Raw genomic sequence first — 26,431 nt, 5'->3', positions numbered from 1 at the left:
GGGCCGCCCTCAGTCGAACTGCCAGTCGGCGCCCACGGCCTGCCCGACCTTCAGCACCAGGCCATCGCCCTCCAGCACGATCGCGTTCATGCCGAAGGTGATGGCGCCGTTCAGGCGCGGGTCCTGCCGGTAGGCCTGCAGCGCGTCGCTGACCGCGGGGGTCGAGGTGGCGGTCACCGGGTCGATGTTCGGGATCGGGCAGCGCGCGCAGGGCTTGACGTTCTCCAGCGCGGCCACGCCGCCGTCCGTCTGCACCCGCCAGCCGGCGATGCGGTCCTCGTCGTGCGGCTCCACGTCGGACAGCACGATGTTCGGCCGGAAGCGCCGCAGGTCCACCGGCGCCTCGCCCGCGGCCGCCAGCCGCGCGTTCAGCCCATCCAGCGAGGCGGTGCTGGCCACCAGCACGCCGAAGCCGTCGGCGAACTGCGTCACAGATTCGCGGCCGCCGGTCCATTTCTGGCTGCACAGGCGCCGCACCTCCGGATCGAAGCGCACCAGGCGCAGTTTTTTCAGGTCCTGAGGCGCGTCCGGCCCGAGGAAGTCGGAGAACCACTGCGCCGCCAGGTCGCCCATGTCCCAGGCGTCGACCTCGTCGTCCCAGACCCGCACGCGGCGCGGCGACTCCACGCCATCCAGCGACAGGTGCAGCGCCAGCATGCCCGGCGCGCGCAGCACCAGCTGGTCGAGCTTGAACGCGGGCTGGATCAGCGCCATGCGCGGCAACTCGCGCTGGGTCACGAACCCGCCCTGCGCGTCCACCACCATCCAGGCGCGGTCCCATTCGAGGCCGGTCGGCGTGAGCACCGCCTGCTCCAGCGGAACGCCAGCGCAGGACTTGACGGGGTAGACCCAGAGCTGGGCGATGCGGGCCTGGACATCGGCGGCGGCCACAGGGGACTCGGTGAGGGTGTTCATGCCCGGATTGTGGCCTGCTCCTAAAATCCCCGGATGGCTCTCCCCTCCCCGTCTCCGGCCGCCGCGCGGCGTTTTGATGTGTGCATCCGTGGCGCCGGCGTGGTCGGGCAGACCCTGGCCCTGCTGCTGGCGCGCGAGCGCCTGAAGGTGGCGCTGGTGGCTTCTCCCCGCCCCCCTGCCGCCGCCCCCGACGTCCGGGCCTATGCCCTCAACACCAGCGCCCGCGCCCTGCTGCAGTCGCTGCGGGCCTGGCCCGAAGACGGCGACGCCGGGCCCGCGGCCGTGACGCCCGTCAGCCGCATGGAGGTGCACGGCGACGACGGCGGCGACCTGCACTTCTCGGCCGCCGACCAGGGCGTGGAGGCGCTGACCTGGATCGTGGACGTGCCGGCGCTGGAAAAGCGCCTGGCCGATGCCATCAGCTTCCAGTGTGGCATCGAGCGCGTGAACGAACCCGTGCCGGCGGCGCTGACCGTGGTCTGCGAGGGCAAGCGCAGCGCCACCCGCGAGGAACTGGGCCTGGAATTCGACGTCCGCCCCTACCCGCACAAGGCGGTGGCCGCCCGCCTGACCACCGAACAGCCCCACGGCGGCGTCGCGCGCCAGTGGTTCGCCCGTGGAGAAATCCTCGCCCTGCTGCCGCTGGACGGTGCGCAGGGGAACTCCGTGGCGCTGGTCTGGTCTGTCCCTGCTCAGCAATCCGAAGAATGGCTGGCCGCCGATCCCCAGGCGCTGGCACAGGCGGTGCAGGAACGTTGTGGTTCGGCGCTGGGCGGCATGCAGTTGCAGGGTCCGGCCCAGGCCTGGCCGCTGGAGCTTTCCCGGGCCCGGCGCTGGATCGCGCAGACGGCGCAGGGCAGTGTGGCGCTGGCCGGTGACGCGGCCCACGCCATGCACCCGCTGGCCGGGCAGGGCCTGAACGTCGGCCTGGCCGACGCGGCAAAACTGGCGCGCGTGGTCCACGAGCGCGAGTTCTGGCGCGAACTGGGCGACCTCAAGCTGCTGCGCCGCTACGAGCGCGCGCGGCAGGCCGAGGTGGGCGCCATGGGCTGGCTGACCGATGGCCTGTTCGGGCTGTTCGGCCAGACCGACAGCCGCGTGCAGGCGCTGCGCAACTGGGGCATGAGCGGCGTCGACCGTCTCGGACCGCTGAAACACTGGCTGGCCCGCAAGGCCATGGGCCAGACGGCCTGAACCGCTGTCGGCCCCCGATCAACCTTCACGCCACAGGCGAACCCATGAAATTCCTCAACACTTCCGCCATTGCGCTCGCCCTGGCCCTCGCCAGCCTGGGTGCCTTCGCGCAGGAAGCCACCATCCGCAAGAACCTGACCGAGCGCCTGCCCAAGCTGCCGCCCATCGACGAGATCAGCAAGACCCCGATGGAAGGCCTGTACGAGGTGCGCGTCAACCAGAGCGAGATCTTCTACACCGACGCGCAGGGCAACTTCCTGATCCAGGGCAACCTGATCGACGTGCGTGCCCAGGAAGACCTGACCGAGAAGCGCCAGGCCAAGCTGACCGAGATCGACTTCAAGGACCTGCCGATCAAGGACGCCTTCACCATCGTGCGCGGCAACGGCAAGCGCAAGGTGGCCGTGTTCGAAGACCCGAACTGCGGCTACTGCAAGCGCTTCGAGCGCGACCTGACCAAGATCGACAACGTCACCGTGCACGTCTTCCTCTACCCGATCCTGAGCCAGGATTCGGTCGACAAGTCGCGCAACATCTGGTGCGCCAAGGACAAGGGCAAGGCCTTCCTCGACTGGATGGTCAAGGACGTGACGCCGGCGGCCGCCAGCTGCGACACCGCCGCCCTGGCCCGCAACCTGGAGTTCGGCAAGAAGAACCGCATCACCGGCACGCCGACCCTGATCTTCGCCAACGGCACCCGCGTGCCGGGCGCCATCGGCGCCGACCGTGTCGAGAAGCTGCTGGCCGAAGCCAAGTAAAACGCCCTCAAGAAAACGCCGCCTCGCCGATGACCCTGCCTTTACACGACCCCGACGACGCGGCGCTGGCCCGCACCCTGGGCCAGGCCGGTCTGATTCCCTTCGTCATGCTGGCGGCGCTGCTGTGGCTGGTGGACGTGGCCCTGCAGCCCTGGGTGGCCATCGCGCTGACCGGCTACGCGGCGCTGATCATCTCGTTCCTCGGCGGCATTCACTGGGGCATCGGCTGGCTCGGTGGCCGCCATGAACGTGGGCTGCCGCACGTCCCGCACCACCAGCGCAACCACTTTCTCTGGGGCATCGTGCCCTCGCTGCTGGCCTGGCCCGGGCTGCTGATGCCCGCCTTCGCGGGCCTGGCCTGGCTGGGCTTCGTGCTGATCATCTGCTACCTGGCCGACCGCACGCTCTACCGCCGCGCCGGCCTGGAGGCCTGGCTCACGCTGCGCTTCCGTCTTTCTTCCATCGCAGCGCTGAGCTGCTTCATCGGCGCGGGAGCCCTGTGAGCCGCAACAAACCCACGACCCCTGCCCTGCACTACCGTGTCGAGCCGCTGAACCACCGCGCCCACCTGTTCGCGGTCACCCTCGACATCACCCGTCCGGCCAGATCACAGAAACTCACGCTGCCGGTCTGGATTCCGGGCAGCTACCTGGTGCGCGAGTTTTCGCAGCACCTGCAGCACCTGAGCGCGACGCAGGGCGGCGAGGCGCTGGCGGTGAAACAGCTCGACAAGCACCGCTGGCAGGTGGACAACGACGGCCAGCGCACGCTCAGCCTGCGCTGGGAGGTCTACGCCTTCGACGCCTCGGTGCGCACCGCCTTCCTGGACGCCACGCGCGGCTTCTTCAACGCCACCAGCCTGTGCCTGATGGTGGCCGGCCGCGAGGACGAGCCGCACGCCATCGAGATCCAGCCGGGTGATGCGCCCGCCGGCTGGCAGGTCGCCACCGGCCTGAGCCCGGTGAAGGCCAACGAGCAGGGCTTCGGCACCTACCTGGCCCAGAACTACGACGAACTCGCCGACTGCCCGGTGGAGATGGGCACGTTCTGGAGCGGCGAGTTCAGCGCCTGCGGCGTGCCGCACCGCTTCGTGGTCAGCGGCGCGGGCGGCTGGTTCGACGGCCAGCGCCTGCTGGACGACACGCGCCGCATCTGCGAGGCGCAGATCCGCTTCTGGCACGGTGACGGCCAGCCGCCCTACGAGCGCTACGTCTTCATGCTGCACGCCAGCGGCGAGGGCTACGGCGGACTGGAACACCGCAACTCGACCGCGCTCATCGCCCAGCGCACCGACCTGCCCAAGATCAGCGCCAAGGACGCCAAGCCCGCCGCCCTCAAGGCCACCGACGGCTACACCACGTTGCTGGGCCTGATCAGCCACGAGTACTTCCACACCTGGAACGTCAAGCGCCTGCGGCCGGCCGAGTTCAAGCGCTACGACTACACGCGCGAGAACCACACCGAGCTGCTGTGGTTCTTCGAAGGTTTCACCAGCTACTACGACGACCTGTTCCTGCGCCGCGCCGGCCTGATCGACGACGCCACCTACCTGCAGCTGGTGACCAAGACCATCAACCAGGTGCAGCAGAGCCCGGGCCAGCGCGTGCAGAGCGTGGCCCAGGCCAGCTTCGACGCCTGGACCCGCTACTACCGCGTGGGCGAGAACACGCCCAACGCCACCATCAGCTACTACACCAAAGGTGCGCTGGTGGCGATGTGTCTGGACCTGACGCTGCGTGCCGAAGGCCGCGGTTCGCTGGACGAGGTGATGCGCGCACTCTGGCACCGCACGCAGGGTGGGCCGATGCGCGAGTCCGACCTGTCCACGGTGCTGCGCCAGCTCGGCAAGCGCAGTTTCGCCGCCGAACTGGCCCAGTGGGTGCACGGCACGGCCGACCTGCCGGTGCTGGACCTGCTGGCGGCGGCCGGCGCCAAGGTGCACCGCGACAAGGCGCCGCTGGCGCAATCGCTAGGCCTGCGCGTTGCAGCCGACAGCAGTGGCCTGACGGTCAAGAACGTGCTGCGCGGCGGCGCGGGCGAGGCGGCCGGCCTGGCGGCGGGCGACGAGTGGCTGGGCGTGGAATTCGCCCCCGCGCGGCGCGGCCTGCCGGCCGAGGCCTGGCGCGTGCGCAAGCTCGACGAAGTGGCGGCCCTGCGCGGCACCCGCAGCGCGCTCACGGCCCTGGTTTCGCGCGACGGGCGGTTGCTGCGCTGCTCGCTGACCTGGCCCGCCGACGACACCGCCGTGCGGCTGACGGTCGAGGACGCTGCCCGCCTGGGCGACTGGCTGACCCGCTGCTCCACCGGCTGAGCAGCGCCCGGCCGCCTCAGTGGCGCGGCAGTTGCGGCACGATCTCCTGGTCGAACCGCTGCACCGTGGCCGCGCCCCGGTAGTTCTGCAGTGCTTCGCGCACGCGGGGCAGCTGGGCCTGCAGCTCGGCCGCTGTCTTGCAGGACTCGACCTTGATCGCCGTCAGCTCGCCCATGGGTCCTGCGACATCGTTGATGAAACGGACCACCAGGCGGCGCGCGTCCAGGAAGGGCAGGGTTGGCGACACCGTTGCCGCGGGTGCAGCCGCGGCGGTGGAAGACGAGGCAGTGGACAACGCTGGCGCTGCGACCGGTGCAGGCGGGCTGTCGGCCAGCGGGGCAGTGCTGAACGGCTGCCCATTCGGGTCATGGGGTGCGATCCAGCCGTGCTCCAGCAACTGCTCCAGCAAGGCCGCACCGCCGCCCAGGCCCGCCCCGAGCTTGTCGAGCTCGGCGACGTTGCGCTTGCCATCCACGAGGATCAGCATGGACCGCAGGCGGGGCCCGAGCTCCGGCGCCCGGCGCGCCATCGCATCCCGGCCTTTATCGGTCTTGACGAGCAGTGTGTTCTTGTCCATGAAACCCCAACAGATGGCAAGCAATGTAGCCACCGTGCTCCCAATCGAATAGCGGGGTTTAACCTGTAGCCCAAAGAATTACTTACGGCAGACTGACAAATTTCGCAAGCACGCCGCAGACATCACCTGGGCCGCCGGTCGACCACCTGTTTGGCCTTGCCCGAGCATTTTCCACTCGACCAGATCATCTTCAGGTCCACGTTTTTCAAGCTGGGCGGACATACTTCACGCCGCGCATCATCATCAGCAAGCTGCTGCGGCGGGTTCCGGCGAATCTCCCTGCCATAGTGACTTGTTTGTATTACATCAAGGGAAGCCAAATGTCACACACACCTGCGCAGCATCGGCCTGCTTGGCTGAGCCTGCTTGCGTTGGCCACCAGCGCTGCACTTTTGCTCAGCGCATGCGGGGGGGCCGCTGAGGGCGGGACCGCCAAGTCCGAAGACAGCGCCATGACCACCCCTGAAGAGTCATTGCAACGCCTGGAACAAGGATCTGCACTGAACACACAGGACCTTGAACATGCACGCCAGGAAGCAGCGTCAATCTCGCCCGACACACCACTCCGAGCTGGGCAGCCGGCCCCCTCAGCAGCCTACAAGTCCGGTTTGATCGCACAAAAAGCCAGCACCTTGCTGCTGCCGGTCTACCGCTTTTTCAACGCAGGCACGGGCACCCACTTCTACACCAGCGACCCCAGCGAGCGCGACTCTGTCATCGCCCACTTGCCCAGTTTCAGCTTCGAGGGCATGGCATTTTTTGCCGCCTCCAGTGCTTCGGCTGGATTGAAGCCGGTCTACCGTTTCCTCAACACGCAAAACGGCGTGCACTTCTACACCATCAGCGAAAGCGAGCGGGTGCACATTGAAGCCAGCCTGCCTCAGTACAGGCTGGAGGGCGTGGCCTTTTATGCCAGCCAGGTGGCGGGCGCAGGCTTCAAGCCGCTTTACCGCTTCTTCCGGTCCGGCTCGGGCACCCATTTCTACACCGCCAGCGACGCCGAACGGCAGCAAGTGCAGGCCGCGCAGAGTGACACCTACCGCTTCGAGGGAGTGGGCTACTACGTAATGAGTGAAGGCTTCAGCGTTGCTGCGTCGCGGATCTTTGTTGCAACCGATGGCAGCACCGGCTACGAACTTTGGTCCACCGATGGCACACAAGCAGGCACGACGTTGGTCAAAGACATCTTTACCGGAAGCCCAAGCGGCTATCCCTCAGAGTTCACGCAACTCAACGGGGTCTATATCTTCTCGGGCACCGACAGCACCCACGGCGCCGAACTTTGGAAAACCGACGGAACCACTACCGGCACGGTCATGCTGAAAGACATCAACCCCGGCATCTCGTACAGCGCCCCCATTCACTTCACATTGTTCGACGGAGCCTTGTACTTTCGGGCTCGCGACAGCATCCACGGCGAGCAGTTGTGGAAAACCGACGGAACGGAAGCGGGCACAGAGATGGTCACCGGCGCAGGCGCGGTCGCAACAGGCAACTACCCAACGCAGCTCACCGTATTCAACGGCGCCCTGTACTACCAAGCCTACGACAACACCAACGGCTTCGAACTGTGGAAAAGCGATGGCACTGCTGCTGGCACCGTGCTCGTCAAGGACATCAATCCCGGAGCTGTGGGCAGCTCTCCAGTTGACCTCAACGTGTTCAACGGTGCCCTTTACTTCAAGGCCCACAACGGCAGCAATGGCTATGAGCTTTGGAAAACCGATGGTACCGAAGCCGGTACGGTGTTGGTCAAAGACATCCACCCGGGAGCGAACGGCAGTCACCCTGCAGACTTCACGGTATTCGATGACGCTTTGTATTTCACAGCCTTCCAGAGCGACGATGACGTCGAGCTATGGAGAACCGATGGCACCGAAACCGGTACGGTGATGGTCAAGGACATCAACCCAGGGCTGTCGCGGAACGCGCCTGTCGAACCGACGGTCTTCAACGGCGCGCTCTACTTCATGGCCGACGACGGCAGCAACGGCTACGAATTGTGGAAATCCGATGGCACCGAAACCGGTACGGTGTTGGTCAAAGACATCCACCCAGGTTCGGGTGGCAGTTACCGCACCCCGTCCTGGTATTACAGCGGGGAGGTGCCGGGGTTCACGGTATTCAACGGTGCTCTCTACTTCTTGGCCAACGACGGCAACAGTGGCTATGAACTTTGGAAGTCCGACGGCACATCGGTGGGCACTACGATGGTCAAAGACATCTTTCCAGGGTCAGGCAGCAGCTCGCCCTATAGCTTCAGGGCGTTCAATGACGCACTGTTCTTTTCGGCCAACGATGGCATCCACGGCGTGGAACTGTGGACCACCGATGGCACGTCGGCGGGCACTTTCATGGTCAAAGACATTAACCCGAACGACGGCCCGATCGGAAGCTCGCACCCCAACCTTGGCTGGTAAAAGCAGACACACAAGCGGGCGCTTGAAGCGCCTCGCGTTGCTTCCAACACTTCAACACCGCAGCCCCTCTGGGTGAGCGGGACCGGCAGAACACGGACCTCGGACGCCGCCAGAGCGTGTCGGCTCGACTCAATGCTTGCGCAAATCCACCACCCGCTTGGCCTTGCCCTGGCTGCGCTCCACACCGCCTTCGGGCTGGAGCGACACCTCGACGCTGGAGCCGACGTAGACCTTGATCTCGTGCCGCAGCAGCTCGGCCGCCGCGCGCGCCTCGATGCTGTCCGGTGACAGCCCCGGCCGCGTCTCCACCGCCACCGTCAGGCAGTCCATGTGGTTCTCGCGCGTGAGCACGCACTGGTAATGCGCGGTCAGCTCGGGGCGCTTGAGGATCAGCTCCTCGATCTGGGTCGGGAACACGTTGACGCCGCGCACGATCATCATGTCGTCGCTGCGGCCGGTGATTTTTTCCATGCGGCGCATGGTGCGCGCGGTGCCGGGCAGCAGCCGTGTGAGGTCGCGCGTGCGGTAGCGGATGATGGGCAGCGCCTCCTTGGTCAGGCTGGTGAACACCAGCTCGCCCATCTCGCCGTCGGCCACCGGCTCGCCGGTCTCGGGGTTGATGATCTCGGGGTAGAAGTGGTCCTCCCAGATGGTCGGACCGTCCTTGGTCTCGACGCACTCGTTGGCCACGCCCGGCCCCATCACCTCCGACAGGCCGTAGATGTCCACGGCGTCGATGCGCATGCGGTGTTCGATCGCCAGCCGCATGTCGTTGGTCCACGGCTCGGCGCCGAAGATGCCGATGCGCAGGCTGCTCTCGCGCGGATCGATGCCCTGGCGCTGGAACTCGTCGGCAATCGCCAGCATGTAGCTGGGCGTGACCATGATGATGTCGGGCCGGAAGTCCTGGATCAGCTGCACCTGGCGCTCGGTCTGGCCGCCGCCGAAGGGCACCACGGTCAGGCCCAGCTTCTCGGCGCCGTAGTGCGCGCCCAGGCCGCCGGTGAACAGGCCGTAGCCGTAGCTCACGTGCACCAGGTCGCCGGGCCGTGCGCCGCTGGCGCGGATGCTGCGCGCCACCACCGTCGCCCAGGTGTCGATGTCCTTGAGCGTGTAGCCGACCACGGTCGGCTTGCCGGTGGTGCCGCTGCTGGCGTGGATGCGCGCGCACTTCTCGCGCGGCACCGCGAACATGCCGAAGGGGTAGCTGTCGCGCAGGTCCTTCTTGGTGGTGAACGGAAACTTCGCGAGGTCGCTCAGGCTTTTGCAGTCGTCCGGGTGAACGCCGGCCTCGTCGAACTTGCGGCGGTAGACCGGCGAGTTCTGGTAGGCGTGGCGCAGCGTGGCCTGCAGGCGCTTGAGCTGCAGCGCGCGCAGCTCATCGACACTGGCCTTCTCGATCGGTTCGAGCGGAAAGTGGTTCATGCGCCTGCCTCCTCCGGAAACACCTGGCCGGGAATCACCGCGCTCTTGCCGCGGAACATGGCCACGACTTCGCCCTTCTGGTTGGTGACCTTCATGTCGTAGATGCCGTGCCGGCCCTGCAGGGTCTGCTCGACGCCTTCGCAGGTCAGCACATCGCCGGCGTGCGCCGGTTTGAGGAACTCGATGCTGCAGCCGGCGGCCACCGCGTTCTTGTTGTGGCTGTTGCAGGCGAAGGCGAAGGTCGAGTCGGCCAGGGTGAAGATGAAGCCGCCGTGGCAGATCTGGTGGCCGTTGAGGTGCAGCGGCTGTACGGCCATGCGGATCACCGCCCGGCCAGGCTCGACCGTCAGCAACTCCATGCCCATGGTGTCCTTGCTCGCGACATCCACCGCAAACATGGTTTCGCCCACCTTGGTCGCGCGTTCTTGCGGCGTCATCCTCATTCCCCCTTGAACTGAGGCGCGCGCTTCTGACGGAACGCCATCACGCCTTCGATGTAATCGTGCGTCTTGCCCAGGGCCGACTGCGTGTCGCGCTCGGCGTCCAGCTGCTCATCGAGCGTGCGGGTGGACGCGTCGCGCAGCAGTGCGCGGGTCGCGACCAGGGCCTTGGTGGGCATGGCCGCCAGACGCTCGGCCAGCGCCAGCGCGGCTTCCAGTGGGTCGTCCTGCACGTCCCAGATCATTCCCCACTCCTTGGCCTGCGCGGCGGGGAGTTTGTCGCCCGTCATCGCCAGCGCCATGGCGCGCGCCAGGCCCAGCCGCTCCACCAGGAACCAGCTGCCGCCAGCGTCGGGGATCAGGCCGATCTTGCTGAAGGCCTGGATGAAGCTCGCGCCGGGCGCCGCGATGGCGATGTCGCAGGTCATGGCCAGTGAGGCGCCCGCGCCCGCCGCCACACCGTTGACCGCCGCGATCACCGGCATGCGCAGCGACTGGATGCGCCGCGCCGTCGGGTTGAAGGCCTGGTCGATCACCGGGCCGGGATCGGCGCGCTGCACCAGGTCCGGCCCGGGCTCGAAGTCGAACTCCGACAGGTCGGCGCCGGCGCAGAAGCCGCGCCCGGCCCCTGTGATGACCAGCGCCCGCACCGCCGGGTTGGCCTCGGCGCGGTCCAGCGCGGCCCACAGGTCGCGGTGCATCTGGCGCGTGAAGCTGTTGAGGGCGTCGGGCCGGTTGAGCGTGACCTGCGCCACGGCACCGTGTTCCATATAGAGAACGCTGCTGTCTTCTGGGGCGGCACTCATGAAAAGCTGTCTCCTGTCGTTCTTGAACGGGCCATTCTGTCATTAACCGACCCATCGGTCGGTTAATGTTTTCCCTTGGGTGCTGCACCCGAAAACGGGGCGGCTATAGTTGACGTTCACGTCAATCATCCCCCACCACCCGAGGACACACCATGAGCGAAAACGCCACCCCCGAACTGATCACCGTGCGCACCGAGGGCCGTGTCGGCATCGTGACGCTCAACCGCCCCAAGCAGCTCAACGCGCTGAACGACCAGCTGATGAACGAGCTGGGCGCCGCGCTCAAGGCCTTCGACAACGACGAGGGCATCGGCTGCATGATCGTCACCGGCAGCGAGAAGGCGTTTGCGGCCGGCGCCGACATCGGCGCGATGGCGAAATACAGTTTCGCCGACGTTTACAAGGGCGACTACATCACCCGCAACTGGGAAACCATCCGCAGCGTGCGCAAGCCGGTCATCGCGGCCGTCAGCGGCTTCGCCCTGGGCGGTGGCTGCGAGCTGGCCATGATGTGCGACTTCATCATCGCCGCCGACAACGCGAAGTTCGGCCAGCCCGAGATCAAGCTGGGCATCATCCCCGGCGCCGGCGGCACGCAGCGTCTGCCGCGCGCGGTGGGCAAGAGCAAGGCCATGGACATGGCGCTCACCGGCCGCATGATGGACGCCAGCGAGGCCGAACGCGCCGGTCTGGTCAGCCGCGTGGTGCCGCTGGACAAACTGATGGACGAAGCCCTGGGCGCGGCGCTGCAGATCTGCGAGTTCTCATTGCCCAGCGTGATGGCGGCCAAGGAATGCGTGAACCGCGCCTTCGAAGGCGGCCTGGCCGACGGCGTGATGTTCGAACGCCGCATGTTCCACGCCCTGTTCGCCACCGAGGACCAGAAGGAAGGCATGGACGCGTTCGTGAACAAGCGCAAGGCGGTGTTCAAGCACGGCTGATTTTTTTCACGGGGTTCAACCCCGTCCGGCCCGCCGGTTCGTTTCAGTGGCATCACCAACCCCCACGGAGTTCACGATGCCTCTCCAGAATCCCCGGCTGTCCCGCCTGCTGACCGCCCTGCTCGGCGGCCAGCTGCTGCTCTCCGGCGTGCCCGTCACCGCTCAGCCCACGCCGGCGGTGGCCCCGGCCGCTGCGGTGCCCGCCCAGCCCGACTTCACGCCCCCCAGCGCCAACCACTGCCGGCGCCCGATGCGCACCCACGAGGTGCCCGGTCGTCCCGAAGTTGTTGAGCCAGCGGTGTCCATCGGCAAGGCCCTGCCCCGCTCCCGAGCTGCGGGCGTCTCGCGCGATGCGGTGGCCAAGGCTGCGTCACCGGCCACCATGGCGATGGAGGCGGCGCCCGAGGCGATGGCGGTCGCGCCGGCCTCCTCTCCCGGCGGCGCGCGCTCCGACCGTGCTGCTGTCGTGACCGCCGGCATGGTCGACGACAACGCCGACTTCGCCGAGTACCTGGCTTTCCGTGAACGCACCCCGGTGCCCCACCAGGCGCGCGACATCAGCGAGCGCCACCTGCTCACCGTGCGGGACCGCACCGGCCGCGGCGTGCCCGACGCCCAGGTACAGGTGCGTTCGCCCAACGGTGCGCAATTGCGCGCGCGCACCGACAGCGCCGGCCGCGTCTGGCTCCACCCCCGGTCTTTCGACGCCGGCCAGTCGACGCTGTACGAGGTGACCGCCACCCGCGGCGGTCAGACCGCCCAGGGCCTGCTGCGCCGGGGCCAGAAGGACGCGCTGGAGCTGCAGCTGGACGGCGCCGTCGCGCCCCAGCGTGCGCGCCTGGATCTGGTGTTCCTGATCGACGCCACCGGCTCGATGGCCGACGAGATCCAGAAGCTCAAGAGCAGCCTGCGCAGCATCGCCGACGACGCCGCGCGCCTGCCCAGCCGGCCAGACCTGTGCTTCGGCCTGGTCGCCTACCGCGACACCACCGACCCCTTCGTGCTGCGCAGCCACGACTTCACCGACGACCTCGGCGCCTTCCAGAAGGTGCTCAACCAGCTGCAGGCCGACGGCGGCGGCGACTACCCCGAGGCCATGAGCGAGGCGCTGCACGAAACGGTGCACCGCCTGAGCTGGCGCGGCGAGGGCGCCACCCGCATGGTGGTGCTGCTGGCCGACGCGCCGCCCCAGCTCGGTCCCGAGCGGCCGCGCTACGACGCCGCGATGCAGGTGGCGCTGGGCAAGGGCATCAAGGTCTTCAGCGTCGGCGCCAGCGGCCTGGACCCGCAGGGCGAGTTCGTCCAGCGCCAGATCGCCCAGTACACCGGCGGCCGCTTCGTGTTCCTGACCTACGACCGCGCCGACGACCCGGCCAGCGGACCGGGCCGCGAGACGGTGCACGATGTGAAGAACTACTCGGTGGCCACTCTGGACCGGCTGATCGGCCGGCTGATCCGCGAGGAACTGGCCCCGCTGTCGCGCAAGGGGGCTTGAGCGCTTCGAAAAAATGGGCTTATAATGCCGGGCTTCGGCGATATAGCTCAGTTGGTTAGAGCGCAGCATTCATAATGCTGATGTCGGTGGTTCAAGTCCACCTATCGCCACCAGACAAGAAACCCCTGAAGACGCTGTTTTCAGGGGTTTTTTCTTGCCCGGCATCTCTTGCGACACCGGAGCGCCCATGGCCATCAAGTCCACCATCTTCAAGGCGAATCTGCAGATCGCCGACATCGACCACGGCTACTACGCCGACCACGCCCTCACCCTGGCCCGCCACCCCAGCGAGACCGACGAGCGCATGATGGTCCGCCTGGTGGCGATGGCGCTGCAGGCGCACGAGCTGCAGGACACCTGCGGCGGCGACGGCACCCTGGCCTTCGGCGCCGGCCTGTCCGACCCGGACGATCCGGACGCCTCGCTGACCGACTTCACCGGCCGCAAGCGGGTCTGGATCGAGGTCGGCCAGCCCGAGGACAAACCCCTGTCCAAGGCCTGCAGCCAGGCCGACGCGGTGTTCGTCTACGCCTTCAGCTCGGCCGCCGACGTGTGGTGGAAGGGCATCGAGAACAAGCTGACCCGGCTGGACAGGCTGCAGGTCTGGCGCCTGCCCACCGAGGTGGCGCCCGCGCTGGCGGCCATGGCCGAACGCAGCATGCAGCTGCAAGCCACGGTGCAGGACGGCGCGCTCACGCTCTCCAGCACCCTGGGCAGCGTGCACATCGAGCCCGTGCGCTGGAAATGACCGGCCACCGCACTGCGTGAGACAATCGGCGCCAGCGACGGCGACCGCCGCCACGCACCCCTCAGCCTCTGGATCTACACCATGAACCGCTGCCTTTCCCTCGCCACACGACGCACCGCCCTGGCCCTGGCCGGCGCCGGCCTGTGTGCGCTGACCTCCCTGGTGCAGGCACAGAACGCCCCGCGCAATTTCCCCGCCAGCGCCCTGCGCGGAACCCTGGTCGTGACCCAGCCGCCGGTCATCAGCATGGACGGCAAGGCCGCCCAGCTCTCGCCGGGCGCCCGCATCAAGGGCCCCGACAACCTGCTCGTCCTCTCCAGCGCCATCGTCGGCAAAGAGCTGCTGGTGAACTACACCGTCGAGCCCCACGGCATGGTCCACGACGTCTGGATCCTGACCGAAGCCGAAGCGGCCGAGAAGCGCAAGCGCGCCGGCCAGTAACCCCCAACCAACCACTGCAGGGCCCCCGTCCAGCACACGCCATGGAACCGGCTTCGCCGGGCCACAGGCGTGGTCCCCCTTCCAGGGGGAAGCCGCGCCAGCGGCGCAGGGGGTGATTCCCATGTCTAAAAAAGTCTTCATCAAAACCTTCGGCTGCCAGATGAACGAGTACGACTCGGACAAGATGGCCGACGTGCTCGGCGCCGCCGAGGGCTTCGAAAAAACCCAGGACCCCGAAGAGGCGGACCTGATCCTGTTCAACACCTGCTCGGTGCGCGAGAAGGCGCAGGAGAAGGTGTTCAGCGACCTTGGCCGCGTCAAGCACCTCAAGAAGAAGGGTGTGCTGATCGGCGTGGGCGGCTGCGTGGCCAGCCAGGAGGGCGCCGAGATCATCAAGCGCGCGCCTTTCGTGGACGTGGTGTTCGGCCCGCAGACCCTGCACCGCCTGCCCGAGATGCTCAAGGCACGCGATCGGCTGAACCAGCCGCAGGTGGACATCAGCTTCCCCGAGATCGAGAAGTTCGACCACCTGCCGCCCGCGCGCGTGGAAGGCGCCTCGGCCTTCGTTTCCATCATGGAAGGTTGCAGCAAGTACTGCAGCTACTGCGTGGTGCCCTACACCCGCGGTGAAGAGGTCAGCCGCCCGTTCGAGGACGTGCTGGTCGAGGTGGCCGGCCTGGCCGATCAGGGCGTCAAGGAAGTGACGCTGCTGGGCCAGAACGTGAACGCCTACCGCGGCCGGATGGGCGACACGGACGAGATCGCCGACTTCGCGATGCTGATCGAGTACGTGGCCGACATCCCGGGCATCGAGCGCATCCGCTACACCACCAGCCACCCCAACGAGTTCACCCAGCGCCTGATCGACACCTACGCCAAGGTGCCCAAGCTGGTGAGCCACCTGCACCTGCCGGTGCAGCATGGCAGCGACCGCATCCTCATGGCCATGAAGCGTGGCTACACCGCCATGGAATACAAGAGCACGATCCGCAAGCTGCGCGCGATCCGGCCCGACCTGTCCATGAGCAGCGACTTCATCGTCGGCTTCCCGGGTGAGACGGAAGAAGACTTCCAGAAAATGATGAAGCTGATCACCGACGTCGGCTACGACAGCAGCTTCTCGTTCATCTTCAGCCCGCGCCCCGGCACGCCGGCGGCCAACCTCCCGGACGACACGCCGCACGAGGTCAAGCTCAAACGCCTGCAGCACCTGCAGGCGGTGCTGGAAGAGAACGTGCGCCGCATCAGCGCCAGCCGCGAAGGCACGGTGCAGCGCATCCTGGTCGAAGGCCCGTCGCGCAAGAACGCAGCCGAACTCATGGGCCGCACCGAGTGCAACCGCATCGTCAACTTCGACGGCGGTCCGAACAGCGCCCGCCTGATCGGCCAGATGATCGACGTGAAGATCACGCAGGCGCTGCCGCACTCCCTGCGCGGTAAAGTCCTGCTGCGCGAGCCTGCCTGAGCTCATGAAGTGGCTGCGCTTCTCGTTCCCGCAGCTGCTGCTGCTGGCGTTCCTGCTCATCGGCGCCCTGCTGGGGACCAGCGCCCTGCGTGCGCTGTTCACGCTGGAGAGCCTGATGGCGCAGAGCCGCGACGGTGCGACGCAGGCCATCGAACTGAGCACCGCGGCGCAGTCGCTGTCCGAACGCAGCGTGGCCATGGAGCGTTCGGCGCGCCAGTCGCTGGTGCTGCGCGACGCGCAGCTGCGCCAGCGCTTCGAGGAGGCCGCCGGCCAGGCGCGCGACATCCTGGTGCGGCTGCAGGACAACGAGGTCTCGCCCGACCTGGTGCGCAGCTGGCGCCAGCAGCTCGCTGACGTCACCACCCTGCTGGACGGCGAGCCCGAAACCGCGCTGGACCGCGAGCGCGAGGTGGCCCGCGCCTTCCGCGAACTGGACGGCCACAGCGCCGCCATCGCTCAGCAGGTGCAGGCCATCATCGGCGGCCGCAACGCCGCGCTGCAGACGCGCTTCGAGCGCAACCGCCAGCAGCTGGCGGTGCAGGTGGGCGGCTCGATCGCGCTCGCGGTGGCGATGGCCTTCGGCTTCGGCATCTGGCTGGCGCGCCCGCTGCGCCGGCTGGAAAAGGCCATCGTCGGCCTGGGCGAGAACCGGCTGGACGTGCCGATCGAGGTGCCGGGCCCGCCCGACATCCGCAGCGTGGGCCAGCAGCTGGAGTGGCTGCGACTGCGCCTGACCGAGCTGGACGCCGACAAGGCGCGCTTCCTGCGCCACATCTCGCACGAACTCAAGACGCCGCTGGCCTCGCTGCACGAAGGTGTGGCCGTGCTCGGCGACGGCGTGGCCGGCTCGCTCAACCCCGACCAGGCCGAGGTGGTGCGCATCCTGCAGGGCAACACCCAGGCGCTGCAGCAGCAGATCGAGGCGCTGTTGCGCTTCAACGCCGCCGCCTTCGAGGCGCGCCAGCTTCGCCGCGAGTCCACCGACATGCGCGCGCTGGTGGAAAGCCAGGTCGAGGCGCAGCGCCTGCGCTGGCAGTCGCACCAGCTTGATGTGCAGGTCGAAGGACCCGCCGTGGTGCTGCCGGTCGACCGCGACAAGATGGCCTCGGCCATCGGCAACCTGCTGTCCAACGCCATCCGCTTCTCGCCCTTCGGCGGCCAGATCCGCGTGGCGCTGGCCACAACGGCCGGTCGTGTGCAGATCGACGTGCAGGACCAGGGCCCCGGGGTGGCGCCCGATGACCGGGGTCGCATCTTCGAACCCTTCTACCGCGGCGAGCGACAGCCCGCCGACGCGGTCAAGGGCACGGGCATCGGCCTGTCCATCGTGCACGAGTACATTCTGGCCCACGGGGGTCGCATCGAGCTCCTGCCCGTCGGCCCCGGCGCCCACTTCCGCATCGAACTGCCCCATGCATCCTGACCTCCGGCCCCAGCGCCTGCGCCGCACCGCCACATCCCTCCGGACCTTGCCGGTGCTCTGCCTGGCGCTGGTGCTCGCCGCCTGCGCCACCCCGCCCGGGGCACCGGTCGACCTGCTCCCGCCACCGCCGTTGGCCGGCACCCCGGGGCCCGACCAGAGTCCGCAAGTGCTCATCCCGCCACCGCCGCCGCCCGAGCCGCCGGCCACCGCCCGCGGCACCGCGCCTGCCACGCCCGCCACGCCGCCGGCCGCCACCTCGCCGCTCGCGGCGGCCCTGCTCTACGCCGACCGCCTGCGCACCATGGGCCCCGGCGAACTGTCGGCCGAACAGGCCCAGATCGGGGAACCCGGCGCCTCGGCCGAACGGCAGATGCAGCTGGCCCTGGTGCTGTCGCAGACCCATGTGCCCGTCGACACCGCACGCGCGCTCGGCCTGCTGCAACGCGTCGCGGCCAGCAACGCGCCCGAGGCCATCGAGCTGCGCCCGCTGGCGCGGTTGCTGGCCGGGCGGCTGCACGAGGCGCGGCGGCTGGAAGACCAGGCCGACCGGCTGGCGCAGCAGCTGCGCGAATCGCAGCGTCGCATCGACGTGCTCAACGACCGGCTCGAAGCCATGCGCGCCATCGAGCGCAGCCTCACCCCGCGCGCGCCCGCGCCCGGTGCACGCCCTTTGCCATGACCACCAGCCCGGCCCGCGCCCGCCTGCTGGTCGTCGACGACGATGCCGACATGCTGCGGCTGCTGTCCATGCGGCTGGGCGCGGCGGGCTACCAGGTCACCGCCGTTGGCTCGGCCGAGGCGGCACTCAGCCAGCTCGACATCGACCGCCCCCAGCTCGTGCTGTCCGACGTGCGCCTGCCGGGCAAGGACGGGCTGGCGCTGTTCGACGAGATCCGCAACCGCCACCCCTCGCTGCCGGTGATCCTGCTGACCGCCCACGGCACCATCCCCGACGCGGTGGAGGCCACGCGGCGCGGCGTGTTCACCTATCTGACCAAGCCCTACGAGGCCAAGGAGCTGCTGGAGCGCATCGCGCAGGCCCTGGCCCTGAGCGCGCCCACGCTGCCGGCCAGTCCGGCCGACGAGACCTGGCGCGCCGAGATCGTCAGCCGCTCCAGCCGCATGGCCGACCTGCTGGCCGAAGCGCGCCTGGTGGCGCAGGGCGATGCCAGCGTGCTGCTGCGCGGCGACAGCGGCACCGGCAAGGAGCTGATGGCGCGCGCCATCCACCGCGCCAGCCGGCGCGCGCGCAAGCCCTTCGTGGCGGTGAACTGCGGCGCGATTCCCGAGGCCCTGCTCGAATCCGAGCTGTTCGGCCACATGAAGGGCGCCTTCACCGACGCCCACGCCAACCACAAGGGCCTGTTCCAGGCCGCCGACGGCGGCACCCTGCTGCTCGACGAGATCGGTGACATGCCCCCGGCGCTGCAGGTCAAGCTGCTGCGCGTGCTGCAGGAGAAGGCGGTGCGTCCGCTCGGCTCCAGCCAGTCGATCCCGGTGGACGTGCGCATCATCTCGGCCACCCACCGCGACCTGGAAACGGCGATGGCCCAGGGCCAGTTCCGCGAAGACCTGTACTACCGGCTCAACGTGGTGACGCTGCACCTGCCCACCCTGGCCGAGCGGCGCGAGGACATCCCGCTGCTGGCCAACCACTTCCTGGCGCAGCTGGCCGCGAAGTACGGCAAGCGCAGCTCGGGCTTTGCGCCAGAAGCCCTCAAGGCGCTGACCATGGCCAGCTGGCCGGGCAATGTGCGCCAGCTCTACAACGTGGTCGAACAGGTCTGCGCGCTCTCCACCACGCCGCTGGTCTCGCTGGCCCTGGTGCAGCGGGCGCTGCGCACGCCTTCGGTCGAGGTGCTGAGCTTCGCCGAGGCGCGCCAGCGCTTCGAGCGCGAGTACCTCGTCGGCCTGCTGAAGATGACCGACGGCAACGTGGCCGATGCGGCCCGGCTGGCGCAGCGCAACCGCACCGAGTTCTACCGCCTGCTGCAGAAACACGCCCTGACCCCCGGGCTGTTCAAGAGCGACGCGGACGGCGGCGACGGCGCAGACCCTGTCGCTGCTTTGTGACAAGCCAAAACCGTTGATTCACAACGGTTTTTTTTCGCCTCTGGCGGACGATGTCGCCGAACGGCGACAAAAAGAGCCCGTGCGCGCCTCTTTTCCCGTCCAAAACCGGTGGTTTTTCCGGCCTTTCATCGCAAGCCATTGATTCGATTCGGAATTTTCGACCTGGCATAGGGTTTGCCCTTAAAGGGCATGCCTTGGCCCACCACTTCCCGTATTTCTTCTACGCGCGCGCTCCGGCGAGGCCTGGGCGCGCTGCTGTTTGCATGGCTGGCCGCGGGCTGCAGCGCGGTTCAGGCGATGGACTGGAACGCCCTGGGCGAACTCGCCCGCCAGCGCGCCCAGACGCCGTTTCAACCGGTTGGCGACAAGCTGCCCGAGGACCTGGCCGCGCTCGACTACGACCAGATGCGGGACATCCGCTTCCGCACCGAGCGCTCGCTCTGGCGCGACCAGTCGCTGCCGTTCGAGGCCCAGTTCTTCCACCTCGGCCTCTACCAGAAGCGGGCGGTGCGCCTGCACGAGCTCGCGCCCGAGGGCGTGACCGACCTGCCCTACCGCAGCGCGGACTACGACATCGGCCGCAACACCGTCGACCCGCAGGCCTGGGGCGACCTCGGGCACGCGGGCTTCCGCCTGCACTACCCACTGAACAACCCCGCCTACAAGGACGAGCTGGTGGTGTTCCTGGGCGCCAGCTACTTCCGCGCGCTCGGTGCCGGCCAGCAGTACGGCCTGTCGGCGCGCGGCCTGGCCATCGACACCGTGGGCGGCCAGGGCGAGGAATTCCCCCGCTTCACCGACTTCTGGCTGCAGCGCCCGGCGCCCGGCGCCACCGAGGTCACCGTGCTGGCCCTGCTCGATTCGCCGCGCGCCAGCGGCGCCTACCGCTTCGTGATCCGCCCCGGCGCCAGCACCACCATGACTGTCACGTCCCGGCTGTTCCTGCGCGCCGGCGCCGGCCCCGTGAACACCCTGGGCCTGGCGCCGCTGACCAGCATGTTTTTGCACGGCGAGAACCAGCCCAACAACAACGATTTCCGCCCCGAGGTGCACGACTCCGACGGCCTGATGATGCACACCGGCGACGGCGAGTGGCTGTGGCGCCCGCTGCAGAACCCCGCCCAGATCTCGGTCAGCAGCTTCACCATGCGCCAGCCGCGCGGCTTCGGCCTGATGCAGCGCGACCGGCGCTTCGCCAGCTACGAGGACATCGAGGCCCGCTATGAGCGCCGGCCCAGCGCCTGGGTGCGCCCGCTGGGCGACTGGGGCGCCGGCCGGGTCGAGCTGGTGCAGCTGCGCACACCCGACGAGACCCACGACAACATCGTCGCCTACTGGGTGCCGGCCACGCTGCCGGCGCCCGGCCAGCCGCTGGATTTCGCCTACGAGCTGTCCTGGCAGGGCGAGGCCCAGCAGACGCCGCCCGGTGCATGGGTGGTGCAGTCGCGCCGCGGCTACGGCTACACCAAGCTGAGCGCCAGCGAGCAGCAGCGCCAGCCCCAGTTCGTGCTCGACTTCGCCGGCCCGGCGCTGGAAGCCCTGCCGGCCGATGCCGCCGTGCGCGCCGTCGCCAGCGCCGACGCCAACGGCCGCATCGTCGAAGCCCTGGCCTACCCCAACCCGACCCAGCGCGGCTGGCGCGTCACCCTGCGCGTCGAGCGGCTCGACCCGGCCCGTCCGGTCGAGCTGCGCGTCTTCCTCCAACACCAGAACAACACCCTGAGCGAAACATGGACACACGCCGTCTTGCCCGAGTGAGCGCGCCCCTGCACGCCCGCAGCCTGTTGCGCGAAGAGCGCCACCCCAACGCAGTGACCGCGCCACCGCTCAACCGCGGCTCCATGGCGCCGCGCCCCTGGCGCGGTTTCTGGAACGGCCTGGGTTCCGGCGTGCTGGCCACGGCCAGCCGCCTGCTGCCGCCCCGCGAGCCCCGCAGCGTCGTGCCCATGGCCGCATGGCAACGCGCGGCCGAGCGCCGCCGCCTGGCCTTCCTGCTGCTCACCGTGGTGAGCACGGTGCTGGCCGCGGTGCTGTTCAGCGCCGCACACCCCTCCGGCAGCTCGCCCTGGCTGCAGAGCCTGTACACCGTGCTGTTCGTCGTGCTCTCCGTCTGGGTGGTGACCGGTTTCGTCACCGCGCTGATGGGCGCCTGGGTGATGCTGTTCGGCGACCGGCACTCGATCTCGGCGGCCTCGGTGCGCGACCACGCCATGAACCCCGAGGCGCGCACCGCCATCATCATGCCGATCTGCAACGAGGACGTGGCCACCGTGTTCGCCGGCTTGCGCGCCACCTGCGAGTCGCTGGCGTCCACCGGCCATGCGCGCCAGTTCGACGTCTTCGTGCTCTCCGACAGCAACGACGCCACGACCATCGCCGCAGAGCGCGAGGCCTGGGAGCAGCTGCGCGCCGCCCTGGTGTCGCAGCCCGGCCAGCCGGCCGTGGAGGTCTACTACCGTCTGCGCAAACGCCGCACCCACCGCAAGGCGGGCAACGTGGCCGACTTCTGCCGCCGCTGGGGCAAGGACTACCGCTACATGGTGGTGCTGGACGCCGACAGCGTGATGAGCGGCAGCTGCCTGGCCTCGCTGGTCAAGCTGATGGAAGCCCATCCCGACGCCGGCATCATCCAGACCGCCACCCAGGCCATCGGCCACCAGACGCTGCACGCCCGCGCCCAGCAGTTCGCCAGCCGCGTGACTGGCCGCCTGTTCACCCTGGGCATGCAGTTCTGGCAGCTCGGCGAGTCGCACTACTGGGGCCACAACGCCATCATCCGCATCGAGCCCTTCATGGAGCACTGCGCGCTGGCGCCCATCAAGGGCACGGGCGGCATGTCCGGCGGCATCATGAGCCACGACTTCGTCGAGGCCGCCCTGATGCGCCGCGCCGGCTACCACGTCTGGCTGGTCTCCGACCTCACCGGCAGCTACGAGCAGCAGCCGCCCGACCTGCTGTCCGAACTGCAGCGCGACCGCCGCTGGTGCCAGGGCAACCTGCAGAACGCGCGCCTGATCGCCGAGCCCGGCCTGCACCGCGTGCACCGCGCCATGTTCGCCATCGGCACCATGTCCTACCTCTCGGCCCCGATGTGGCTGGCCTTCCTGCTGCTGGGCATGGCCATGCTGGTCTCCGGCCCCAGCCTGCCCGACGCCTGGCAGGCCCTCCCCGGCAAGGCCGGCGGCCTCTGGGCCTGGACGCTGTGCCTGCTGTTCCTGCCGCGCGTGCTGGGTGTGCTGGCGGTGCTGCTCAAGGGCGAGCAGCGCAGCTATGGCGGCACCGGCCTTCTGCTCGGCAGCGCCGTGCTGGAAAGCGTGATGGCCGTGCTGCTGGCCCCCATCCGCATGGTGGGCCACTCCATCTTTGTGGTGGTCGCCATCACCGGCATCAAGCTGGAGTGGAAGTCGCCCCCCCGGGAAGCCGTGGGCGTGGCCTGGGGCGATGCGCTGGCGCGTCTGGCACCGGTGTCGCTGGCCGTCGCCTCGCTGCTGGCGCTGGCCAGCCTGATCAACCCCGACGCCCTGCCCTGGCTGCTGCCGGTGGCCCTGCCGCTGCTGCTGTCGGTGCCCGTCACGGTGCTGACCGGCCACGTGGGACTGGGCACCTGGGTGCGCAACCGCGGCGCGCTGCTGATCCCCGAAGAGTCGTGGTCACCCGCCGTGCTGCGCCGCGCCTGGCGCCACGCCAGCCGCCTGGCGCTGAAGGCCGCGTAAATCACACGCCTGCGAGTACCGCGAAGCCGCCCCACCCGGGCGGCTTTTTTATGGCTTGGGCGGCTGGAGGTAGCGCTGGTCCGACCAGGTCGCCAGCCACTGCGGCACGAAGGCCACGAAGATGGCGCCGAACATGCCGGTCAGGAAGGCGTCGCCCCAGGCCATCAGCCAGCGCGCGACCAGGGACAGGTCACGGGCGGGCTCGCCGGCCAGCCACTGGAGGCCCTCCAACAGCAGGCCGGAGAGAAACACCGCGGCGGCTGTGCCCAGAAACGCACGGCCCAGGGTGTACACAAACAGGTTGGGCGGCAGCCAGCGCCGCATCACAGCGCCGATGCCCAGCGCCAGCGTGGCCGGCACCAGTCCGGTCCACACCCACTGCTGCAGCACCGCTGCCGGTTCAGCCTGGCCCACAACCCAGACCACGGCCGCGATGCCCGCCAGCACCAGCACCGCCAGCGGCCAGCCGAGCATCAGCACCAGCAGGCAGGCGCCCGAGAGCTGCACCTGCAGGCCCTGCGGCATCTTCTGCGGCAACAGCCACAACCAGGGCAGCAGCACCAGGGACGCGAGCGCCGGCGTGAACAGCGGACCGCGCAGCATGCGCCAGGGCCGCAGCCACAGGGCCACCGCCACACAAAGCACCGCCATCAACAGGTTCAGAGCCGTCCACATGGGACGCGAGTATGGGCGTGGGAGGGCGTGACCCGCTTGACTTCGGTCAACCCATGCCGGGCAGCTTGGGCATGCCCTTCATGCCGCCCATGCGCTTCATCATCTTCATCAGACCGCCGCCCTTCATCTTTTTCATCATGCCCTGCATCTGCTCGAATTCCTTGAGCAGGCGGTTGACTTCCTGCACATGCACACCGGCACCGGCGGCGATGCGGCGCTTGCGCGTGGCCTTGATGAGATCGGGCTTGCTGCGCTCCTTGGGCGTCATGCTGCAGATGATGCCCTCCTTGCGTTTGATGTCCTTCTCGGCGCGGCTGAGGTCGGCCTCGCTGGCCTTGGCGGCCAGGTTGCCGGGCAGCTTGTCCATCAGGCTGGACAGGCCACCCATCTGCTTCATCTGCCGCAACTGGTCGAGAAAGTCGTTGAGGTCGAAGTCGCCACCGCTCTTGACCTTGGCTGCCAGCTTCTGCGCTGCCGCCATGTCCACGCCGGCGGTGACCTGCTCGACCAGGGCCACGATGTCGCCCATGCCCAGGATGCGGCCGGCGTGGCGCTCGGCGTCGAACACCTCCAGGCCGTCGATCTTCTCGCTCACACCGGCGAACTTGATCGGCGCACCCGTGACCTGACGCACCGACAGCGCCGCGCCGCCGCGCGAGTCGCCGTCCATCTTGGTCAGGATGATGCCGGTCAGCGGCAGCGCGTCCTTGAAGGCCTTGGCGGTGTTGACCGCGTCCTGGCCCTGCATGGCGTCGACCACGAACAGGGTTTCGACGGGGTTCAGCGCGCCATGCAATTCCTGGATCTCGCGCATCAGCGCTTCGTCAATCGCCAGACGGCCGGCGGTGTCGACCAGCAGCACGTCGACATAGTGCTTTTTCGCGTAGTCCAGCGCGGCCCGGGCGATGTCCAGCGGCTTCTGGTCGGGTGAACTCGGGAACCACTCGGCCCCGGCCTGCGCCGTCACCGTCTTGAGCTGTTCGATGGCGGCCGGTCGGTAGACGTCGCCCGAGACGGTCAGCACTTTTTTCTTGCGCTTCTCGATCAGGTGCTTGGCCAGCTTGGCGGTGGTCGTGGTCTTGCCAGCGCCCTGCAGGCCCGCCATGAGGATCACCGCGGGCGGCTGGGCCGCCAGGTTGATGTCCGACACACCATCGCCCATGGTGGCCGCCAGTTCGCGGTTGACCACGCTGACCAGCACCTGCCCGGGAGTGAGCGAACCCACCACGTCCTGGCCCAGGGCCTTTTCCTTCACGCGGGCGATGAAATCGCGCACCACCGGCAGCGCCACGTCGGCCTCCAGCAGGGCCATGCGCACCTCGCGCAGCATGTCGGTGACGTTGCTCTCGGTGATGCGGGCCTGGCCCCGCATTTCCTTGACGATGCGTGACAGGCGGTCGGAAAGGGCTGAGGCCATGGTGCGGTGAGAAAGTGGGGGTGGTGGCGGCGGGACGCCAGGGCCCGGTCGCGTGGCGGAACCGGCGGTTCGCACGGCCAAGACGCTTTAAACTCCAGTGGCGATTTTAGCCGCCCGCCCACTGGCCACCGGCCTCCATTCCCCGACATGACCCTCCTGCCAGCCCTCACCTCGAACCCGCCTGCGGCGCTGCTGTCGGCGGTGGCGGCACTGGCGTATGCCTTTCTGGCCTGGGCGCATCCCCGGCTGAGCGAGCGGCAGACCCGCAACGTGCTCGCCACAGCGTGGGTGCTGCACCTGGTCGTGCTCGGCACGGCACTGATGGAAACGCCGGCCCGGTTCGGGTTCGCCCCAGCGCTGTCGGTGACGGCCTGGCTGGTGCTCACGGTCTACCTGATCGAGAGCCGTATGTACCCCCAGCTCAAGGCCCGCTGGACGCTGGCCGTGCTGGGCACCCTGGCCGTGCTGCTGGCACTGTTTTTCCCCGGCTCTCAATACCACGCCCTGCCCTCGAGCTGGATGCCGCTGCACTGGGCGCTGGGCATCGCGTCCTATGGCCTCATCGCCGCCGCGGTGGTGCACGCCTGGCTGATGCAGCGGGCCGACAAGGCGATGCGCATGGGCGACACCGGCGACACCGCCATGCCGCTGCTGACGCTGGAACGGCTGACCTTCCGTTTCGTGGCCGCGGGCTTCGTGCTGCTCACCGCGACCCTGCTGGTGGGTGCCTGGTTCTCCGAGCTGCTCAACCAGCGCTGGGTGTGGAACCACAAAACAGCCTTCTCGGCGCTGGCCTGGCTGACCATGGGCGTGCTGCTGCTCGGGCGCTGGCGGCTGGGCTGGCGCGGCCGGGTGGCCATCCGCATGCTCTACCTGGGGGCCGGATTCCTACTGCTGGGTTATGCCGGCTCGCGTTTCGTGCTCGAAGTGGTGCTGCAGCGCGCCGGGTGACCCGATGAAATACCTGCTTGTCCTGCTGGTGCTGCTGTTCGCCTTCTGGATCTGGCGCAACAACCGCCAGACCGCAGAACGCGACGACACGCCCAAGCCCAGGGCACCGCGCGGCCCGGTGGCCATGATCGCCTGCACCCAGTGCGGCACCCATGTGCCCGAAGCAGAGGTCGTGCAGGGCACCCGGGGCCGGTACTGCTGCGCAGAACACCGCCGCCAGCACGAGGCCTCGGTGCGGTAATG

General features: G+C 68.5%; 24 protein-coding genes and 1 tRNA gene. 18 read left to right on the top strand and 7 right to left on the bottom strand.

Annotated elements, in window-relative coordinates; genetic code table 11:
* Nucleotides 1–9: 9 nt before the first annotated feature.
* On the bottom strand, nt 10–915 hold the full coding sequence (locus HPF_RS04340) for an MOSC domain-containing protein (protein ID WP_133155846.1): 906 nt from the start codon (nt 913–915) through the stop codon (nt 10–12).
* A 33-nt stretch (nt 916–948) separates the two neighbouring features.
* Here HPF_RS04340 and HPF_RS04335 point away from each other — a divergent pair, with 33 nt between their 5' ends.
* The 4 genes from HPF_RS04335 to HPF_RS04320 are packed head-to-tail and all read left to right on the top strand — an operon-like array spanning nt 949 to nt 5,178.
* Nucleotides 949–2,109 (top strand): FAD-dependent monooxygenase, encoded by a 1,161-nt coding sequence (locus HPF_RS04335; protein ID WP_133155845.1) that lies wholly within the window; start codon nt 949–951, stop codon nt 2,107–2,109.
* 44 nt (nt 2,110–2,153) lie between these two features.
* Nucleotides 2,154–2,867: a DsbC family protein gene (locus tag HPF_RS04330; RefSeq protein ID WP_133155844.1), complete on the top strand. Its 714-nt coding sequence runs from the start codon at nt 2,154–2,156 to the stop codon at nt 2,865–2,867.
* Between the two features lie 29 nt (nt 2,868–2,896).
* Complete coding sequence (locus HPF_RS04325) at nt 2,897–3,370, top strand: DUF3429 domain-containing protein (protein ID WP_133155843.1); 474 nt, start codon at nt 2,897–2,899, stop codon at nt 3,368–3,370.
* Complete coding sequence (locus tag HPF_RS04320; protein ID WP_133155842.1) at nt 3,367–5,178, top strand: M61 family metallopeptidase; 1,812 nt, start codon at nt 3,367–3,369, stop codon at nt 5,176–5,178. The genes HPF_RS04325 and HPF_RS04320 overlap by 4 nt, the downstream gene beginning before the upstream one ends.
* A 16-nt stretch (nt 5,179–5,194) precedes the next feature.
* Here the strand turns inward: HPF_RS04320 and HPF_RS04315 are convergent, their stop codons facing one another.
* Complete coding sequence (locus HPF_RS04315; RefSeq protein ID WP_133155841.1) at nt 5,195–5,755, bottom strand: hypothetical protein; 561 nt, start codon at nt 5,753–5,755, stop codon at nt 5,195–5,197.
* 452 nt (nt 5,756–6,207) lie between these two features.
* Here HPF_RS04315 and HPF_RS04310 point away from each other — a divergent pair, with 452 nt between their 5' ends.
* Entirely contained in the window at nt 6,208–8,175 is a 1,968-nt protein-coding gene (locus HPF_RS04310; RefSeq protein WP_165961647.1) for an ELWxxDGT repeat protein, read from the top strand.
* A 129-nt stretch (nt 8,176–8,304) separates the two neighbouring features.
* Here HPF_RS04310 and paaK read toward each other — a convergent pair whose 3' ends face one another.
* Genes paaK through HPF_RS04295 form a run of 3 tightly spaced genes read right to left on the bottom strand, consistent with a single transcriptional unit; the run spans nt 8,305 to nt 10,846 of the window.
* On the bottom strand, nt 8,305–9,600 hold the full coding sequence (paaK, locus tag HPF_RS04305) for a phenylacetate--CoA ligase PaaK (RefSeq protein ID WP_066158796.1): 1,296 nt from the start codon (nt 9,598–9,600) through the stop codon (nt 8,305–8,307).
* A complete protein-coding gene (gene paaI / locus HPF_RS04300; RefSeq protein ID WP_079364478.1) occupies nt 9,597–10,037 on the bottom strand; it encodes a hydroxyphenylacetyl-CoA thioesterase PaaI in 441 nt (146 codons plus the stop codon). Before paaI ends, paaK begins: the two co-directional genes overlap by 4 nt.
* Before the next feature lie 2 nt (nt 10,038–10,039).
* On the bottom strand, nt 10,040–10,846 hold the full coding sequence (locus HPF_RS04295; protein ID WP_133155839.1) for an enoyl-CoA hydratase-related protein: 807 nt from the start codon (nt 10,844–10,846) through the stop codon (nt 10,040–10,042).
* A gap of 152 nt (nt 10,847–10,998) precedes the next feature.
* Between HPF_RS04295 and HPF_RS04290 the strand changes: the two genes are divergently transcribed.
* The 11 genes from HPF_RS04290 to mdoH all read left to right on the top strand — a co-directional run bounded on the left by HPF_RS04290 (nt 10,999) and on the right by mdoH (nt 23,145).
* Nucleotides 10,999–11,787, top strand: coding sequence for an enoyl-CoA hydratase (locus tag HPF_RS04290; protein WP_133155838.1), 789 nt, complete (start codon nt 10,999–11,001; stop codon nt 11,785–11,787).
* Nucleotides 11,788–11,863: 76 nt separating this feature from the next.
* A complete protein-coding gene (locus HPF_RS04285) occupies nt 11,864–13,282 on the top strand; it encodes a vWA domain-containing protein (protein ID WP_133155837.1) in 1,419 nt (472 codons plus the stop codon).
* A gap of 36 nt (nt 13,283–13,318) precedes the next feature.
* Nucleotides 13,319–13,395 (top strand) — tRNA-Met (locus HPF_RS04280).
* 74 nt (nt 13,396–13,469) lie between these two features.
* Complete coding sequence (locus tag HPF_RS04275) at nt 13,470–14,030, top strand: YaeQ family protein (protein ID WP_133155836.1); 561 nt, start codon at nt 13,470–13,472, stop codon at nt 14,028–14,030.
* An 81-nt stretch (nt 14,031–14,111) separates the two neighbouring features.
* Nucleotides 14,112–14,471, top strand: coding sequence for a hypothetical protein (locus HPF_RS04270; protein WP_243721679.1), 360 nt, complete (start codon nt 14,112–14,114; stop codon nt 14,469–14,471).
* Between the two features lie 121 nt (nt 14,472–14,592).
* Nucleotides 14,593–15,936, top strand: a complete 1,344-nt coding sequence (gene miaB, locus HPF_RS04265; protein WP_127804542.1) for a tRNA (N6-isopentenyl adenosine(37)-C2)-methylthiotransferase MiaB — start codon at nt 14,593–14,595, stop codon at nt 15,934–15,936.
* A 4-nt stretch (nt 15,937–15,940) separates the two neighbouring features.
* On the top strand, nt 15,941–17,359 hold the full coding sequence (locus tag HPF_RS04260; protein ID WP_133155835.1) for a HAMP domain-containing sensor histidine kinase: 1,419 nt from the start codon (nt 15,941–15,943) through the stop codon (nt 17,357–17,359).
* Nucleotides 17,349–18,038, top strand: a complete 690-nt coding sequence (locus HPF_RS04255) for a hypothetical protein (protein ID WP_165961646.1) — start codon at nt 17,349–17,351, stop codon at nt 18,036–18,038. Before HPF_RS04260 ends, HPF_RS04255 begins: the two co-directional genes overlap by 11 nt.
* Entirely contained in the window at nt 18,035–19,432 is a 1,398-nt protein-coding gene (locus tag HPF_RS04250; RefSeq protein ID WP_133155834.1) for a sigma 54-interacting transcriptional regulator, read from the top strand. Before HPF_RS04255 ends, HPF_RS04250 begins: the two co-directional genes overlap by 4 nt.
* Before the next feature lie 189 nt (nt 19,433–19,621).
* Entirely contained in the window at nt 19,622–21,190 is a 1,569-nt protein-coding gene (locus HPF_RS04245; protein WP_133155833.1) for a glucan biosynthesis protein G, read from the top strand.
* The gene (gene mdoH, locus HPF_RS04240) at nt 21,163–23,145 is read left to right on the top strand and encodes a glucans biosynthesis glucosyltransferase MdoH (protein ID WP_066158832.1); all 1,983 of its coding nucleotides are present in this window, start codon (nt 21,163–21,165) and stop codon (nt 23,143–23,145) included. The genes HPF_RS04245 and mdoH overlap by 28 nt, the downstream gene beginning before the upstream one ends.
* A gap of 48 nt (nt 23,146–23,193) precedes the next feature.
* Here mdoH and HPF_RS04235 read toward each other — a convergent pair whose 3' ends face one another.
* On the bottom strand, nt 23,194–23,820 hold the full coding sequence (locus tag HPF_RS04235) for a hypothetical protein (RefSeq protein ID WP_133155832.1): 627 nt from the start codon (nt 23,818–23,820) through the stop codon (nt 23,194–23,196).
* Between the two features lie 46 nt (nt 23,821–23,866).
* On the bottom strand, nt 23,867–25,237 hold the full coding sequence (gene ffh, locus HPF_RS04230) for a signal recognition particle protein (protein ID WP_066158836.1): 1,371 nt from the start codon (nt 25,235–25,237) through the stop codon (nt 23,867–23,869).
* Between the two features lie 147 nt (nt 25,238–25,384).
* Between ffh and HPF_RS04225 the strand changes: the two genes are divergently transcribed.
* On the top strand, nt 25,385–26,188 hold the full coding sequence (locus HPF_RS04225; RefSeq protein WP_133155831.1) for a cytochrome C assembly family protein: 804 nt from the start codon (nt 25,385–25,387) through the stop codon (nt 26,186–26,188).
* Between the two features lie 4 nt (nt 26,189–26,192).
* Nucleotides 26,193–26,429: a PP0621 family protein gene (locus HPF_RS04220; RefSeq protein WP_066158839.1), complete on the top strand. Its 237-nt coding sequence runs from the start codon at nt 26,193–26,195 to the stop codon at nt 26,427–26,429.
* Nucleotides 26,430–26,431 lie beyond the last annotated feature (2 nt).

This window comes from Hydrogenophaga pseudoflava (assembly GCF_004353865.1).
In the GTDB taxonomy this organism is placed as follows: Bacteria; Pseudomonadota; Gammaproteobacteria; order Burkholderiales; family Burkholderiaceae_C; genus Hydrogenophaga; species Hydrogenophaga pseudoflava.
Note: the sequence above shows the minus strand (reverse complement) of the source record. Positions and strands in the feature narration are given on the sequence as shown.